At 38.4% G+C, this 15,450-nt stretch carries 17 protein-coding genes; 16 read left to right on the top strand and 1 reads right to left on the bottom strand.

Annotated features, from left to right (window positions below):
- Nucleotides 1-142 precede the first annotated feature (142 nt).
- The 12 genes from J2S10_RS10375 (at nucleotide 143) to J2S10_RS10320 (ending at nucleotide 9,861) form a co-directional block, all read left to right on the top strand.
- Entirely contained in the window at nucleotides 143-979 is an 837-nt protein-coding gene (locus J2S10_RS10375; protein ID WP_307407329.1) for an amino acid ABC transporter substrate-binding protein, read from the top strand.
- Nucleotides 966-1,664: an amino acid ABC transporter permease gene (locus tag J2S10_RS10370; RefSeq protein WP_307407327.1), complete on the top strand. Its 699-nt coding sequence runs from the start codon at nucleotides 966-968 to the stop codon at nucleotides 1,662-1,664. The genes J2S10_RS10375 and J2S10_RS10370 overlap by 14 nt, the downstream gene beginning before the upstream one ends.
- 18 nt (nucleotides 1,665-1,682) lie before the next feature.
- Nucleotides 1,683-2,417 carry an amino acid ABC transporter ATP-binding protein gene (locus tag J2S10_RS10365; RefSeq protein ID WP_307407325.1) on the top strand — a complete coding sequence of 245 codons (735 nt, stop codon included), beginning with the start codon at nucleotides 1,683-1,685 and terminating at the stop codon, nucleotides 2,415-2,417.
- Nucleotides 2,418-2,789: 372 nt separating this feature from the next.
- Nucleotides 2,790-3,335 carry an NfeD family protein gene (locus J2S10_RS10360; protein WP_307407323.1) on the top strand — a complete coding sequence of 182 codons (546 nt, stop codon included), beginning with the start codon at nucleotides 2,790-2,792 and terminating at the stop codon, nucleotides 3,333-3,335.
- Between the two features lie 14 nt (nucleotides 3,336-3,349).
- The gene (locus J2S10_RS10355; protein WP_307407322.1) at nucleotides 3,350-4,867 is read left to right on the top strand and encodes a flotillin family protein; all 1,518 of its coding nucleotides are present in this window, start codon (nucleotides 3,350-3,352) and stop codon (nucleotides 4,865-4,867) included.
- Between the two features lie 466 nt (nucleotides 4,868-5,333).
- Nucleotides 5,334-6,269 (top strand): FecCD family ABC transporter permease, encoded by a 936-nt coding sequence (locus J2S10_RS10350; protein WP_307408114.1) that lies wholly within the window; start codon nucleotides 5,334-5,336, stop codon nucleotides 6,267-6,269.
- Nucleotides 6,270-6,281: 12 nt separating this feature from the next.
- A complete protein-coding gene (locus J2S10_RS10345) occupies nucleotides 6,282-7,286 on the top strand; it encodes a FecCD family ABC transporter permease (RefSeq protein ID WP_370876191.1) in 1,005 nt (334 codons plus the stop codon).
- A gap of 24 nt (nucleotides 7,287-7,310) precedes the next feature.
- A complete protein-coding gene (locus J2S10_RS10340) occupies nucleotides 7,311-8,225 on the top strand; it encodes an iron-hydroxamate ABC transporter substrate-binding protein (protein ID WP_307407318.1) in 915 nt (304 codons plus the stop codon).
- 72 nt (nucleotides 8,226-8,297) lie between these two features.
- Nucleotides 8,298-8,516, top strand: coding sequence for a glycosyltransferase family protein (locus J2S10_RS10335; RefSeq protein WP_307407315.1), 219 nt, complete (start codon nucleotides 8,298-8,300; stop codon nucleotides 8,514-8,516).
- 351 nt (nucleotides 8,517-8,867) lie between these two features.
- On the top strand, nucleotides 8,868-8,975 hold the full coding sequence (locus J2S10_RS10330; protein ID WP_307407313.1) for a YjcZ family sporulation protein: 108 nt from the start codon (nucleotides 8,868-8,870) through the stop codon (nucleotides 8,973-8,975).
- 54 nt (nucleotides 8,976-9,029) lie between these two features.
- The gene (locus tag J2S10_RS10325) at nucleotides 9,030-9,134 is read left to right on the top strand and encodes a YjcZ family sporulation protein (protein WP_307407310.1); all 105 of its coding nucleotides are present in this window, start codon (nucleotides 9,030-9,032) and stop codon (nucleotides 9,132-9,134) included.
- 292 nt (nucleotides 9,135-9,426) lie between these two features.
- Entirely contained in the window at nucleotides 9,427-9,861 is a 435-nt protein-coding gene (locus tag J2S10_RS10320) for a DoxX family protein (protein WP_307407309.1), read from the top strand.
- A 329-nt stretch (nucleotides 9,862-10,190) separates the two neighbouring features.
- Here the strand turns inward: J2S10_RS10320 and J2S10_RS10315 are convergent, their stop codons facing one another.
- The gene (locus J2S10_RS10315) at nucleotides 10,191-11,552 is read right to left on the bottom strand and encodes a sensor histidine kinase (RefSeq protein ID WP_307407307.1); all 1,362 of its coding nucleotides are present in this window, start codon (nucleotides 11,550-11,552) and stop codon (nucleotides 10,191-10,193) included.
- Between the two features lie 313 nt (nucleotides 11,553-11,865).
- Here J2S10_RS10315 and J2S10_RS10310 point away from each other — a divergent pair, with 313 nt between their 5' ends.
- The 4 genes from J2S10_RS10310 to J2S10_RS10295 all read left to right on the top strand — a co-directional run bounded on the left by J2S10_RS10310 (nucleotide 11,866) and on the right by J2S10_RS10295 (nucleotide 15,449).
- Nucleotides 11,866-12,576 (top strand): response regulator transcription factor, encoded by a 711-nt coding sequence (locus tag J2S10_RS10310; protein ID WP_307407305.1) that lies wholly within the window; start codon nucleotides 11,866-11,868, stop codon nucleotides 12,574-12,576.
- Entirely contained in the window at nucleotides 12,554-13,927 is a 1,374-nt protein-coding gene (locus J2S10_RS10305; RefSeq protein WP_307407303.1) for a sensor histidine kinase, read from the top strand. Before J2S10_RS10310 ends, J2S10_RS10305 begins: the two co-directional genes overlap by 23 nt.
- Before the next feature lie 345 nt (nucleotides 13,928-14,272).
- Nucleotides 14,273-14,590 carry a DUF3870 domain-containing protein gene (locus J2S10_RS10300; protein ID WP_307407301.1) on the top strand — a complete coding sequence of 106 codons (318 nt, stop codon included), beginning with the start codon at nucleotides 14,273-14,275 and terminating at the stop codon, nucleotides 14,588-14,590.
- A 202-nt stretch (nucleotides 14,591-14,792) separates the two neighbouring features.
- Complete coding sequence (locus J2S10_RS10295) at nucleotides 14,793-15,449, top strand: CoA transferase subunit A (protein ID WP_307407299.1); 657 nt, start codon at nucleotides 14,793-14,795, stop codon at nucleotides 15,447-15,449.
- Nucleotide 15,450: the final 1 nt, after the last annotated feature.

Raw genomic sequence — 15,450 nt, 5'->3', positions numbered from 1 at the left:
GTAGGTTTTTTTGTAGTGAACATGAATTTTTCATTATTGGGTAAAATATAATTGTTTCCTTTATTTTTCCTTTGACAGAAAAGAAAGGATGTACTATGATTAATAAATCCGAGAAATACACTCAGAATTAGGGGGATTAATAATGAAAAAGCTAACCGCAATTTTTGCACTTTTACTCAGTTTTATGGTTGTTTTATCTGCATGCGGCACAAGTAACGCTACAGATACTTCGAAGAAAACAGATAACAAGCAAACCGCCCAAAAGGATACAAGCGGTGATCTATTAAAACAAGTGAAAGCAAACGGAAAGTTATTAATTGGGACAGAAGGTACATATGCTCCATTTACGTTCCATGATAAAAATGGTAAATTAACCGGTTTTGACGTTGAGCTTGCGACCGAAGTTGCGAAACGTATCGGCGTGACACCTGAATTCAAGGAAACTCAGTGGGATGCGATGTTTGCGGGATTAGATGCTAAGCGTTTTGATATGATTGCTAACGAAGTAGGGATTCGCCCGGACCGTCAGGTAAAATACGATTTTTCTTCTCCATATATCTCATCAGCTGCCGTTCTTATTGCAAGCAGTGATAACAATAAGGTGAAAAAATTTGAGGATATGAAAGGGTTAAAATCTGCTCAATCATTAACAAGTAACTATGCAGATATCGCTAAGAAAAATGGTGCTACGATTGTTGGGGTCGAAGGCTTCGACCAAGCGATCCAGCTGCTAACTTCAAAACGTGTTGATGTTACGGTAAATGATAAGCTTTCATTTTTAGATTTCAAAAAACAAAAGCCTGATGCTCCGGTTAAAATTGTTGCGACTTCGGCTGATGCTTCTCAAAGCGGTTTTATGTTTAGAAAAAACAGTACTACACTTGAAGATGCCGTTAACAAAGCAATAAAAGATATCATTGCAGATGGCACGTATAAAAAAATCTCTGAGAAATGGTTTGGTGAAGATGTACTTAAATAGTATTTTTGCTGACCCGGAAAGAACAGCCAGATTAGTCGATATAGCTCAAAGTTCCTTTCTGCCCCTTTTGAAAGGGGCTATTTTTTATACAATACCGTTGACGTTGATTACCTTTGTCATCGGTTTGATTTTTGCCGTCTTAACAGCGCTTGCCCGTATTTCTCAAAGTAAAATACTTCAAAGTATTGCAAGAGTCTATGTGTCAGCCATTCGCGGAACACCTTTGTTAGTACAGTTATTTATCATTTTTTACGGGCTGCCTACGATCGGGATTACCTTGGATTCCTATATTGCTGCTATTATCGGCTTTTCGCTAAGTGTAGGTGCCTATGGATCAGAAATCATCCGTGCGGCGATTATTTCAATTCCGAAAGGACAATGGGAAGCAGGCTATTCAATTGGGATGTCCTATTCACAAGTTTTGCGGAGAATTATACTCCCACAAGCTGCACGTGTATCGATACCGCCATTATCCAATTCATTTATTAGTCTTGTAAAGGATACATCTTTAGCATCACTGGTTCTTCTAACAGAGATGTTTCGAAAGGCACAGGAAATCGCTTCAACCAACTATGAATACTTATTGGTTTATACAGAAGCGGCGCTTATTTATTGGGTCATCTGCTTTTTCCTTTCCATCCTTCAACAAATGATGGAAAAGAAACTGGACCGGTACGTGTCTTAGAGAAGAGGGAGAATGACAATGATTTCAATTAAAGGACTATATAAGCAGTTTGGTGATTTAGAAGTATTAAAAGGCATTAATATTGAGGTTGAAAAAGGCAAGGTTGTTGTCGTGATTGGGCCATCCGGTTCGGGAAAAACGACCATGCTGCGCTGTTTAAATGTTTTAGAAACACCAACCAATGGCTTAATCTCCATCGAAGGTCAGAATCTCGATTTTTCACACGCTGTTTCCAAGAAAAATATCGCTTCCTTCCGCAGGTTAACGGGGATGGTTTTTCAAAACTATAATTTATTCCCTCATAAGACAGCCCTTGAAAATGTCATGGAGGGTCCGGTCATTGTTAAAAATGAAGGGAAGGAAGCGGCTCGGAAAAAAGCAGTCGCGCTATTAGAAAAAGTAGGCCTTGGTGAAAAACAAGATTATTACCCTGCCCAGCTATCGGGCGGTCAGCAGCAGCGTGTCGGGATTGCACGAGCGCTTGCCATGGAGCCTGAGGTGATGCTGTTTGATGAACCGACTTCCGCGCTTGACCCCGAGCTTGTTGGTGAGGTCCTGAAAGTAATGAAGGACCTTGCTCAAGAAGGGATGACGATGATCGTCGTTACCCATGAAATGCGCTTTGCCCGTGAGGCTGCGGATGAAGTTATCTTTATGGATCAGGGCGTCATCGTGGAGAGAAATAAACCTGAAGAAATTTTTAATCATCCGAAAGAAGAACGGACGAAGAAGTTTTTGAATATGATTCAGTAAGGTGTTGTGGTCTGGGACCATGACACTTTTTTTATGTGTTGATTTTGGTAATAATTATCTAAAAATGCAAAAAACTTAAAAATAAGTACAAAAACCTTAAGAAAAGGTACAAAACAATTTTGAAAGAATACAAAACTCCTCAATACTAGTACAAAACTGCCCAAAAGTAGTACCAAACTCTCGAACAGTTAAATTAAAGGAATTTTTTTCAAAAAAACTCCTTGAAAAAGTGAATCTTTTCCATTCGGAATCCGTATATTCATCTGTACACATAGGAAGGGGACGGATGCCAAAAATTTGAATGAAATGTGCACTTAATGCATTCGAATGTTTTATTAATTTTTTGAATCGAAAAATAAGGACTGATCTCAGGTGGAACCTTTCAGCATTCCTTTAGAAACCATTTATTTGTACGGATTAATTATTTCCGGCGTATTGACGGTTTTGTTTGTATTGTTTGCCGATGTTTTTCATTTTCAGGGAGTTGGAGACGGAGGACTTCATTTTCTGAATCCTGTCTTGCTCTTTGCTTTTGTGACGATACTTTCAGCGACGGGATATCTGTTAGAGAGATTATCTTCATTCCATTATTTAGTAATCATGGGAATCGCGGCGGCAACTTCCTTCATTATTGTGTCATTATTAAATATTTTCGTTCTCATCCCATTATCTTCAGCTGAAGAATCGCTTGTGTATAAAGAAACAGATTTAAGAGGACGGATTGGTACCGTTATTACCGCCATTCCTGTGGATGGCTATGGGGAAGTCATGATTGACAGCATCAGCGGGAGAATTGCCAAACCGGCGACAAGCTTTGATCGCGTGCCGATTCCAAATGGCACGCGCGTCCTTGTTGTCGATAGTAAAAATGGGGTCCTTCACGTATCAACCCAAAACGAATTAGAGAGGTTTTTATAGGAGGGAAGAAAAAAATGGATTTCAACATTATTTGGATTATTATCGGGATTGTTGTGTTAATAATCATTGCCTTAATCGGGGTTTTTATCACAAAGTACAAAACAGCAGGACCTGATGAGGCGCTGATCGTCACCGGAAGCTTTTTGGGCAGCGGGAATGTCCATGTCGATGAAGCGGGCAATAAAATAAAAATCATCCGCGGAGGAGGCAGCTTTATTTTACCTGTTTTTCAACAGGCAAAGCCGCTAAGTTTGCTTTCAAGCAAGCTGGAAGTAACAACCCCCGAGGTCTACACTGAACAGGGTGTTCCGGTCATGGCCGATGGCGTGGCAATTATCAAAATTGGCGGCTCCATTAGTGAAATTGCGACAGCAGCGGAACAGTACCTTGGAAAGCCAAAGGAAGATCGGGAAAATGAAGCAAGGGAAGTCCTTGAAGGCCATTTGCGTTCAATTCTGGGATCGATGACGGTTGAAGAAATATACAAAAATCGCGACAAGTTCTCCCAGGAGGTCCAAAGGGTTGCTTCACAGGATCTTGCTAAAATGGGATTAGTCATTGTTTCTTTTACGATAAAGGATGTTAGAGATAAGAACGGCTACCTTGAATCTCTCGGTAAACCGCGGATTGCCCAAGTAAGAAGAGATGCCGACATCGCAACAGCAGAAGCGGAAAAAGAAACACGGATTAAAAAAGCGGAAGCGGCAAAAGAAGCGAAGCGCTCCGAATTAGAGCGGGCAACAGAAATCGCGGAAGCGGAGAAAATCAATCAGTTGAAAATTGCCGAGTTCCGCCGTGAACAGGATATCGCAAAAGCACGTGCCGACCAAGCTTATGATCTTGAAAGTGCAAGGGCAAAACAGGATGTAACAGAGCAGGAAATGCAAATCAAGATTATCGAAAGACAAAAACAAATCGAACTTGAGGAAAAAGAAATTCTCCGCCGTGAACGTCAATACGATTCCGAAGTGAAGAAAAAAGCAGATGCGGACCGTTATGCGGTTGAACAAGCAGCTGCTGCAGATAAGGCAAAACAATTTGCAGAGGCAGAAGCCAATAAATATCGCGTCGAAGCAATGGCAAAAGCAGAGGCCGAACGGATTCGTCTCGATGGTACGGCAAAAGCGGAAGCACAAAAGGCTCAGGGGCAATCAGAAGCCGAAATCATCCGCTTAAAAGGTTTAGCGGAAGCCGAAGCAAAGGAAAAAATTGCCGAAGCCTTCGAACAGTTCGGTCAAGCGGCCATCCTGGATATGGTGATCAAAATGCTTCCTGAATATGCGAAGCAAGTGGCCGGCCCGCTGTCCAATATTGATAAAATTACTGTTGTTGATACAGGAAGCTCCGGAGAAAATGGCGGCGCCAATAAAATCACCGGTTATGCAACAAACTTAATGGCAAGCCTCCAAGAGTCATTAAAAGCTTCCAGCGGCATTGATGTGAAGGAACTGATTGAAAACTATTCAGGAAAGTCCAATGTAAGACGAAGCATTGAAGAACTGACAGACGAAGTCAAAAAGAAAGAAGCGTAAACAAAAAAAACCTTATCAACCAAAAAAGTTGATAAGGTTTTTGTTATTAGGATAAGCTCAAATTTTTAGTACATATATATTCTTTTTTCAGTCTAAATGATAATGGTTATCAATGATAATTATGATAATCATTTTCATTTATAAAAATTTTTGTTCAAAATTCTGTTGAAAATAATTTTTAATTAAGCGTTGACAGATAAACATTGTATATTTTAAGATAATAATGCAATTGATAAAGATTATCATTTTCAATTATCTTTGAGAAGATTAAAAGCATAGAAATTCATTTGGAAAACACATGAATGGATGGTGGAGTTTTATGTAATTTTATTTATTACATATTTATTTAAAATAAAGGATGAGTTTTATGTTAAACAGCTTTTCTTCAAGAATCATCAAAATCAATATTCGGAATTATTTAATTACTATTCTTTTCATTTTGATTATTTTAGGAGTATTAATTTGCATGTTTTTAGCTGTAACATTTGGATCAAAGCAGTTAACTTTCCATACTGTTTGGTCTGCTATATTTGATTATAACCCAAAATTGACACAGCAACAGATTATTCACGAACTGCGTCTTCCACGTGTTATTGGTGCTGCCGTTATTGGAGCGGCATTTGCTGTAGCAGGAGCATTAATGCAGGGAATAACACGGAATCCATTAGCTGATGCTGGAATTCTTGGGATTAACGGGGGCGCAATGCTTGTGGTTGCACTTTGTTTCGCGTTTTTTCCTAGTATCCCTTACTCTCTTTTGATGGTTTTTTCATTTATTGGAGCTTTATTAAGCACTTTGATGATTTTTATGATTGGCTCAGCTTCTCCTGGAGGTTTAACTCCAATTAGACTTACTATTTCAGGTGCAGTAGTGGCTGCATTTCTACATTCAATTAGCTCAGGAGTTGCTATTTACTATGATCTTAGTCAAGACTTAGCTTTTTGGTATGCAGGAGGACTCGCTGGGATTAAATGGAGTTACTTGAAAGTATTAGTTCCCATTATTCTTATTACTATTACTTGGGGAATGCTTTTAGGACGATCCGTCTCGCTTATATCGCTCGGTGATGATATCGCAGCAAATTTGGGAGTTAAAACAAATCGTGTCAGAATATTAGGGATAACAGCAGCTGTCATTTTAGCAGGGGTTTCCGTTTCAGCTGTTGGTTCCATTGGATTTGTCGGACTTGTCATTCCTCATATTTCAAGAAAGTTAGTTGGCGGGAATTATCAGCTGATTATTCCAATGTCAGCATTGCTAGGAGCTATATTATTAATTTTGGCCGACTTAGGAGCTAGGATGGTTGATCCGCCTCGTGAGCTAGCTATCGGAATGATGACAGCACTTGTAGGAGTCCCTTTCTTTCTATATATTGCGCGAAAAACAGGGAGGGACTTATAAGTGAAATACCGTATGGACCAAGACACCAAGAGGGCTTTTATTGTCACCACTGTATTTAGTTTTATTAGTATCGCAGCTGTACTTGTAAGTTTAAATACAGGTTCACTTAAGATTCCACCAGTAAAAGTCATTCAAACTTTTTTGGGACAAGGGGATTTTCAAAGCTCTACCGTATTATTTGTTTATCGTCTGCCACGAATAGTAATTACGATGCTAGCCGGAGTAGGTTTGGGGATTTCCGGTGCAATATTACAAGGATTATCTCGTAATCCCTTAGCAGATTCAGGAATTCTAGGATTACATGCAGGAGCAGCTTTGGGCCTTATTATCTTTGTTACATTCTTTCATTCAATGGATGAAAATGCATCTCTTTTTATTCCATTGTTTACGTTTGGGGGAGGAGCTTTAACTGCATTATTAATCCTCTTATTGGCTTATGACCCATATAGAGGAATATTACCAATCCGGCTTATTTTAGTTGGAATTGCCATTTCTGCCGGTATTAGTGCCATTACACTTTTTTTCTCTCTCCGTCTTAATGAAGAGACATATAATTTTGCTTCTAGGTGGTTAGTAGGCAACGTTTGGGGAAGAGATTGGATCCATGTAATTGCCCTTCTTCCATGGATTTTAATTTTAGCGCCTTTTTCTTGGATTAAATCCAAAACGCTAAATGCATTATCTCTGGGGGACGATATCGCATCCGGAATAGGTGTTTCTGTTGGGAAAAATCGTTTGCTTTTATTGGCAACTGCTGTTGGCTTATCTTGTGCTAGTGTTGCAATGGCAGGAGGAATAGGCTTTATTGGTCTGGTCGCGCCTCATCTTGCACGTCGTTTAGCTGGACCGATGTATCAGCATTTTCTTCCTCTTTCAGGGTTAATCGGATTAATAATCCTAGTACTCGCCGATACGATTGGACGGTCTATTTTTCAGCCAAATGCAATACCAGCAGGTATAGTAGTTGCGGCAACAGGAACACCCTATTTTCTATATTTACTTGCAAAAACAAAATAAATATTTTTATCGGGAAGGGAAATTATGAAGAAGAAAATTACTATTCTAATTAGTTTTATGTTAATCGTTCTGTTAACAGCATGTGGACAAAATAATTCAAAAGTTAACAATGTAGCTAAGAATGAAAAAGATGGTAGTGAAGAGCCCAAAATTGCTTCACTTTCTATTCACTTAACGAATGATTTGCTTGCCTTAGGTATAACGCCAGCGGGTTCAGTTATTGGGGGAGAGTTAAAAGATTTTCTTCCACACGTAAAGGACCAGTTAAAAAATACTGAAAAGCTTGGGATTGTGAAAGATCCGGATATGGAAGCATTACTTGAATTAAAACCATCTGTTATTTACCTTGATAACGAATTTTCAGGCCAAGACGTATCAAAATATAAAAAAATTGCGCCCACTCATATATTTGACCTAAATGATGGAACCTGGAGAGATCATTTAATATCGATAGGGAAATTAGTTAATCGTGAAAAACAAGCAGATCAGTTTATTGAAAATTATGAAAAGGAAAGCAAAGATGTCCAAGCTCTAATCAAGGATAAGCTTGGAGATGATAGTAAGGTAATGGCAATTCGTGTTACAGCCAAAGAATTAAGAGTGTTTGGTACAAAAAAACCAATGGGACCCATTCTATTTCAAGATTTAGGATTAAAGCCTGCAAATGGGGTTGGAGATATTGATAAAAACCAATCATACGAAGTTATCTCTCAAGAAGTACTTCCAGATTTTGATGCAGATGCTATTTTTGTTATTGTCAATAGAGATGATAAATCCCAAACAGCTTTTAAAGAATTGGAAAAAACGCCAATTTGGAAAGGTTTAAAAGCTGTTAAAGAAAAACATGTTTATCTAATCTCTGATCAGCCGTGGCTTGATTATTCTGCATTAGGAAATAAAATGGCTATGGACAATGCAAAGAAAATCTTTTCGAATTAATATGGGTTTTCTTGAACTATGTATCTTTAAAAACTAAGGATACTAGATTTGTAATTTATTGATGTTATGGCAATGAAAAAAAGTTCTGTAATTTCTAAAAAAAGATTGATAGCTGCGGTTATCAATCTTTTTATTTTCTCAGGAGAGAACGGTCTAATAGTTGAAAATCCAGAGGATCCAAGTTGTTTTGCTGAGAAGATAACTGAAATACTATCGGACAAATCATTAATGAAAAAAATGAAAAAAAAGGAAGAGAACTTGCAGTCTCTAAATTTGAGTGGAACAGTGTAGCTAATGAGATATTAGAAGTTTGGGAGCATTCTATGCAAATGTAACCAACCAATGTTTTTAAAGAAACTCATGGAGAAATAGAAGACAAAAAAGAAAAAATTAATTCAGAGAAAAAATCAAAAACATAGAAGTCCGAGATTCAAGATCATATCGTAGACACTTAAGAGCGAAAAAGAAAAAATACAGATGTTATGAAGGAATGACGGTTCTTTTCATTTTAGAAATTGTTTAAGCAAATCGCTGATTTTGTTCTACCACAATGATACTTGTCCAATCCACCCTTGTCTTACGGAATATATATAAATATACCGAGATTTTTTCTTTCGGATATTCCAATAGGTGGTGATAAATATGTGTTGGTCATCTGGTTATGGCTACGGTGGTGGCTATGGCGGCAGCAGCTTTGTATTAATCGTAGTATTGTTCATTCTGCTGATTATCGTACTTTCCGTATTGTAATAAGCCAAAAATATAATTTAGGAGAGTAAAGTCATTAGTAAGCAATAGCTAGAGGTGTTATTTTTGCGTGAGGAACGTGAGGAAAAAAACTCTACTGCGATAGTCGTTGTATTGTTCGTTCTACTTATCATCGTAGGAACTTCTTTTATGAGCTACTAAATTCTAATGGCATAAAGGGCAGGTTGAGTTAATCTGTCCTTTTGTCTCGTAATCTGAAACGAACGGAGTATGAATTATACATGTTTTTTTTCGTGATGGCTTTAGAAGAAGACGTTTTTTCCCCATTGAATATAACATTAAGAAATTGGGCTCTTCTTAACGTTGTAATTACGCATTTTTCCTGAATGTATCCCTCTAAGAATGTTTATGTAAACTATAAATGAATAGATTATACATATAAAAATAGAGTAGTATCAATAAGTAAATAGATTGTTAAGGGGAGGAAATATAAATGGCTCCGTTTTTCGTCCTGATCTTATCATTTTTGATTTTACGTATAACCGGTGTTTTAGGAATATCTTATTTTGATGGATGGGAAAGTTCTATACGAGGTGCTGTTGCTCTGATGTTCTTATTTTCGGCGACAGCTCATTGGGGAAAGAGACGTCCTGATCTTATTAAAATGGTACCTTTGAGTGTCCCAAAACCTGAGCTCATGGTGACCATAACTGGGATACTTGAGGTTATTGGTGCTATATGTTTACTGATTCCATTTACTTCAAGTATTGCTTCAATTGGTTTGGCATTGCTACTTATTATTATGTTTCCAGCTAATATATATGCTGCAAGAAAAGGAATCACAATTGACGGAAAGCCTACTACTCCTTTATTTCTCAGAACCATCTTACAAATTATATTTTTCGCAGCTGTTTTATTGGTTGGATAAATTTTGTAACAGTTTTTATTATGAGAACTGAGTTATAAAACAAAAGATTTTAACTTCAGGTAATGACTGTTATGTTAAAAAGGTTTTCTCGTTCTACAATCGGGCGCAATTGTTGAAGAGAGATTAATAAAAAAGTCGATTCCTTATTGTCTTAGGAAATCGGCTTTTTGTACTATAAAAGTCCATTTCTATTTGGAGATACCTCCTAAATGAATCCGGTATTATTGCCACTTCCTATAAACTATGTAGAATTCATTTTTTATATTTAACTTTATCTCAGTCGAAGCGCTCCAGTCCTGTCGTGCGCTAAATGGGCGCTTTCGCTTTTCTCAAAGAATAATCTCAAATGTTGTCCCCACATTTGGACGGCTTGTGACATGAATCGTCCCCCCTTGGGCTTCGACTAATTGTTTGACAATGGCCAACCCAAGCCCTGCTCCACCGAGGGCCCGTGCGCGGGACTTTTCAACACGATAAAAACGCTCAAAGATTCTTGGCAGGTCTTTTTCGGGAATTCCTTTTCCTTGATCCGCTACCTTGATATGGAGCTTACTATTCATTTCACTCACATCAATCATGATCTTGGTAAAGGGGTCTGAATATTTCCTGGCATTAACAAGCAAATTCAAAATCACTTGTTCAAAGCGGATAGGGTCAAGGCAGGAATAAAGATCATCAGGACAATTAAGGACAAGCTCCATTTGGTTTTCTTTCAATGCCAGTGAAAATTTTTCAGCGATTCCTAACAAATACGGACGCAAATGGACCGGTTCTTTTTCAATAGAGAAATTATTTTCATCCATTTTGGCTAAATGAAATAATTCTTTTACAAGCTTTGACAGCTTCACCGCCTCTTCGTGAATGATTCCCAAGTATTTATCGAGGTCCTCAACTCCGGTGTCTTTCCGCCTGGCGATTTCCGCGTACCCTTTTATATAGGTGAGCGGTGTCCTAAGCTCATGGGAAATGCTCGCTAAAAATTCATCCCGTTCATTTTTTAAAAGTTCTAAATCGTGAGCTAATATCATGATTGATTCGCCTAATTCTCCCATCTCGTCCTTCCTTAGTTTCGGTAACGAAACCGAGAAATCCCCTTTACTGATTCGTTTTGTTGCTTCGCTCATTTGAATCAGCGGAAGGGTTACGAACCTCGTTAGAAAGATAATAATAATAAACATAAATAAAAGCGAAAGGACACCGGCTAAAAGAAAGTGCCGGTTTAGACCGGAAATTAAATCCTTTATCTTTTGGGTGTTTTGAAACATATACACATAACCATTTATCTCATTGTTGATGATAATCGGGCTGACAGAGGCAATATAGGCTTCACGCTGCCAATCTTCTTCCAAAATTAACCCGTCATGCGGCACTTTTTTAGGGGCGGATTGTATGATTTTCCTCATGTTCCTTGTAACGGTATTGGAAGACATTACGATTTTTCCTTTTTGATCCGTTAAGATCACTTGGGTATCTGTCCTTGATTCCATCAGGGCAATATGCTTGATCGTCTCCTCATGAAAGGCTGCCTCCAGAATTTCCCGATGATTATTCCCTCTTGTTTGCAGGGCAGACAGCTCATCATGTACTCTTGAATGAATGATAGTATTATGTAAAAAAAACATCGAAATCGATTCTAATAGAAAAATAGCTAAAAAGAATAGTACACCAATTTTAAAGGATAGTTTATTCATTTTCAAAAGCACCTCACTAGTAAAAGCATACAGCAAGTTTGGTTTTATTGGTGCTCCCAATTGTAGCTATTTTTTAAAAACAAAAAAAGTAGGTGCCCTGACATGGGGGCACCCTATGTAAAAATGGAGGTTAATTTAGAAATAAGTAAGATCCGAATAAGATAAGACAATGAAGGATGTTCACCTTCTTGTAATCACAGTTTCATCTTAGCGGGAAAGATTGAAGATGTTATGAAGAAGTTGTGGTGAATTTGTGAAGTTGAAAAAATCCCCGAACCAAAATGATATATTTATGGTGTAGGGAGTGATAGAAATGAAGATTTTACTCGTTGATGATGAAAAGAGAATTATCGAAGTCCTCGAAGCCTACCTTGAAAGAGAAGGTTATGATATTTATAGCGCCGATAATGGCATTGATGCCTTGAAAAAAGCTAAAACAATATGCCCTGATTTAATGATTCTCGATTTAATGCTTCCTGATATTTCCGGGGAAGAGGTTTGCCGGCTGGTCAGAAAAGAATCGGATGTTCCCATCCTCATGCTGACAGCTAAATCTGCCGAGGATGACCGGATTAACGGGATTGTGATTGGTGCCGATGATTATTTAACAAAACCATTTAGCCCTCGTGAAGTCGTGGTTCGTGTCCAAGCAATCTTACGCCGGGTAAAAAAATCTGAGAAATTGGAACGGCTTGAATTTAATCGTAAACAATTAGCGATTGATTTGATAAAAAAAGAAGTGACCGTACATGACCAGGATGTTATCTTGACACCGCTTGAATATAAGCTGTTAACGAATATGGCGCTAAATCCCGGACGGGTATACAGCAGGATGGATTTACTTGAAAAAATTCAGGATGAAGGCATGTATTATGAAGGCTATGAACGGAGTGTTGATACCCATATAAAAAATCTCCGTAAAAAAATTGAGCTGGATTCAAGGCAGCCCGCATTTATCCTGACTGTTTTTGGCATGGGCTACAAATTTGGAGGGGTTTTAGATGCTGCAAACACTCCGGTCTAAAATTCTCTTTTATTTTGTTATCATCTCGATGATTGGCATTCTTTTTGTCAGTTTTTTTATTCAGTGGGGCTTTGAAGCGAGCTTTAAAAGCTATTTAGACCGGAACAGAGATAAAAAGATTGAAAGAATTATCGTCGAAATCGAAAAGGATTATAAACAAAGCGGTCATTTTACTAGCGGTCAGATTTTTGGAATTTTACACGAGCAAGCGATGACAGACCAGCTTTATTTTCAATTATATGATCGTTTTGGGCAAATTCAGATGGACTCCTCCAAAATCCGAGGAATGATGAACAGTTTGGGCTTAACAGAGCTGGCACCGAATGGAGATGAATGGCATTCCCAATCCTATACCCTTAAAGTTGATAATGAAAAGGTCGGAAAGCTGACGGCGATTTACCCTGAAGGCTTAATAGATGATGAATATACATTTTTACAAACGATCCAATTATATATTTTTGCTTCTGTTTGTTTAACGATTATTTTGGCAATCGTTTTTAGCCTGCTTTTTTCAAAAAAATTAACCTCCGGATTGAAAAAGCTTTCTTTTGCAGCAAATGAATTGCAACAGCATAACTTAAATATCCGGATTCCCTTAAAAGGACTGCCTACAGAAGTTAAGCATCTAGCGATTTCCTTTAATAATCTCGCCGAATCATTGGCGAAGGAAGAAATGCTAAGAAAGCAATTTACCGGTGATTTAGCACATGAGCTCAGGACACCGCTTGCTACGTTAAGAAGCCAATTTGAAGCATTTCAGGATGGTATTTGGGAGCCGACACCGCAGCGTTTGCAAACAAGCCACGAGGAACTGATGAGATTAGTTCGGCTCGTAAATGAACTGGAAAAGCTGCTGGCTGCGGAAAATCCGCAAATTAGGTTGGAAAAGATCGAATTGGAAGCCGGCAGTGTATTAGCAGCGTTATGGGAAATGTTTCTTCCCGCCTTCAATCAAAAGGGGGTCCGGCTTCATATCGAGGAACCGCTTGGGGAGGAAATGTTTTTGGCAGATAAGGACCGCTTGATGCAAATTCTATCAAACATCCTTAATAACGCCCTTAAATATACGTCAGAAGGAAAAAATGTCACAATTTCCATTTCAACAGAGAAGGAAGGCTATGTAGGATTTGTGATTGCCGATGAAGGTTCAGGAATGGCTGAAGACGATATCCCGCATATTTTTGAGCGCTTCTATCGCGGTGATAAATCCCGTGACCGTAAGACGGGCGGCGTTGGCATCGGGCTCTCCATTGTGAAAGCATTGATGGATGCCCATAAAGGAATGATTAAGGTAAAAAGCAAGGTAAATAAAGGAACGAGTATTATCCTGTGGTTTCCTAGGGAGGATTAGAGAAATCTATATAAGTGAAAAAACTCGTCGGTCACGGTGAGTTTTTTTTAGAATGATAGTTCAATTGCCTCTTAACGCGAACCCGGCTGCAATTTTCTTCGAGTTGTCATAATAGATCTTCATTCGTGGTAGCAAAAATTTTACAATTAGGTCTTTACATAAGGTTAAACTTCGTTTACTATTCACCATATGGGTTACTATTTGAAAGCGCTCTCTTTAGTGCATAATTATACACTGAATCTTTTGATTATTTTGAATATTCTGTATTGACATTGTTTTTTTTTCCCCATATACTAGATTCAGAGACAGAAAATGATCAATTAGTTTTTGAAAGGGGGGTGGGGCATGCAAACACTGGAAACAGTGATTGTTACCGGATATGCAAAAGCTCCTCAGGGAACGTCCATGTATGAAATGTATAAGCATGCGGGAATCGTACTGGAAGTGAATCTGAAAGACCATAGAATTGTTAACGCCGAATTCACATTCGTAACAGAAATAACAAAAAACTTTTTTCAAAGACTGTTGATAGGCTACTGTCTTCAGGACGGGATTCAGCAGCTAATAGAACGAATCCAAAACTATTATTTTGCTCCTTCTCAGCAAGCGATTATTGTGGCTCTCCAGGCTGCAGTTCAACGATACTGGGATAATTTGAAGTAAATGAATACATAACGTTTGGTTAGAATAAAGTGGGGAGATGACCTCTTTCCATGGTCTTATTAAAACCGGGCAGACATGAACACTTTATGAGGAATGCGCATTAAAACGTCATTCTTTATAGAGGATTTATGTCTTGCTCGGTTTTTTTATGATATCCAACCGTTAAAATCCATAAAATCTATGGAAAGGAAGGAAATTGAAGATGAGCAAGCTGATAACGTGCAAGGAAGCTGTAAAAATGATTAAAAGCAGCTCGCGAATAATGGTAGGAGGATTTGGACTTGTAGGAAGTCCGCTTAGTTTAGTAGACGCATTGGCTCAGTCAGAAGTGAGAGATTTGGAGATTATTAGTAATAACCTCGGAGAACCGGGCAGAGGTCTTGGAGTATTAGTAAGGCAAAAACAAGTAAAAAAAGCAATTGGTTCGTATTTTACATCCAATCCGGAGGTAGTAAAGGCCTATCAGGATAAGGAACTGGAAGTAGAGCTCATCCCGCAGGGAACGATGTCTGAAGCTATTCGAGCAGGCGGTGCAGGGCTTGGCGGGTTTTATACACCGGTCAGCGTTGGAACGAAAATTGCCGAAAACAAAGAACAACGCACCCTTAACGGTAAAAAATATGTATTGTGTGAACCACTTAAAGCCGATTTTGCGTTAATTAAAGCGAAAAAAGCGGATCGATTAGGGAACCTCATTTATAACAAATCGGCAAGAAACTTCAATCCGATGATGGCAACAGCTGCGGATGTAGTCATTGCCGAGGTAGACGAAATTGTGGAGGTAGGCCAAATTTCTCCAGAAGAAATTGTTACCCCTCATTTATATGTTGATTTTATCGTAGTGAACGGAGGGGCTTAAC

This window comes from Neobacillus ginsengisoli (assembly GCF_030813055.1).
The sequence above is the reverse complement of the archived record's forward strand: the minus strand, read 5'-3'. Positions and strand labels throughout refer to the sequence as shown.

Bases quoted from the DNA above. Each gene is read 5' to 3' on its own strand.
- J2S10_RS10375 (WP_307407329.1), top strand. From the start codon at position 143: ATGAAAAAGCTAACCGCAATTTTTGCACTTTTACTCAGTTTTATGGTT.
- J2S10_RS10370 (WP_307407327.1), top strand. From the start codon at position 966: ATGTACTTAAATAGTATTTTTGCTGACCCGGAAAGAACAGCCAGATTA.
- J2S10_RS10365 (WP_307407325.1), top strand. From the start codon at position 1,683: ATGATTTCAATTAAAGGACTATATAAGCAGTTTGGTGATTTAGAAGTA.
- J2S10_RS10355 (WP_307407322.1), top strand. From the start codon at position 3,350: ATGGATTTCAACATTATTTGGATTATTATCGGGATTGTTGTGTTAATA.
- J2S10_RS10350 (WP_307408114.1), top strand. From the start codon at position 5,334: ATGTTTTTAGCTGTAACATTTGGATCAAAGCAGTTAACTTTCCATACT.
- J2S10_RS10345 (WP_370876191.1), top strand. From the start codon at position 6,282: ATGGACCAAGACACCAAGAGGGCTTTTATTGTCACCACTGTATTTAGT.
- J2S10_RS10340 (WP_307407318.1), top strand. From the start codon at position 7,311: ATGAAGAAGAAAATTACTATTCTAATTAGTTTTATGTTAATCGTTCTG.
- J2S10_RS10335 (WP_307407315.1), top strand. From the start codon at position 8,298: ATGAAAAAAAGTTCTGTAATTTCTAAAAAAAGATTGATAGCTGCGGTT.
- J2S10_RS10330 (WP_307407313.1), top strand. From the start codon at position 8,868: ATGTGTTGGTCATCTGGTTATGGCTACGGTGGTGGCTATGGCGGCAGC.
- J2S10_RS10320 (WP_307407309.1), top strand. From the start codon at position 9,427: ATGGCTCCGTTTTTCGTCCTGATCTTATCATTTTTGATTTTACGTATA.
- J2S10_RS10315 (WP_307407307.1), bottom strand. From the start codon at position 11,552: ATGAATAAACTATCCTTTAAAATTGGTGTACTATTCTTTTTAGCTATT.
- J2S10_RS10310 (WP_307407305.1), top strand. From the start codon at position 11,866: ATGAAGATTTTACTCGTTGATGATGAAAAGAGAATTATCGAAGTCCTC.
- J2S10_RS10305 (WP_307407303.1), top strand. From the start codon at position 12,554: ATGCTGCAAACACTCCGGTCTAAAATTCTCTTTTATTTTGTTATCATC.
- J2S10_RS10300 (WP_307407301.1), top strand. From the start codon at position 14,273: ATGCAAACACTGGAAACAGTGATTGTTACCGGATATGCAAAAGCTCCT.
- J2S10_RS10295 (WP_307407299.1), top strand. From the start codon at position 14,793: ATGAGCAAGCTGATAACGTGCAAGGAAGCTGTAAAAATGATTAAAAGC.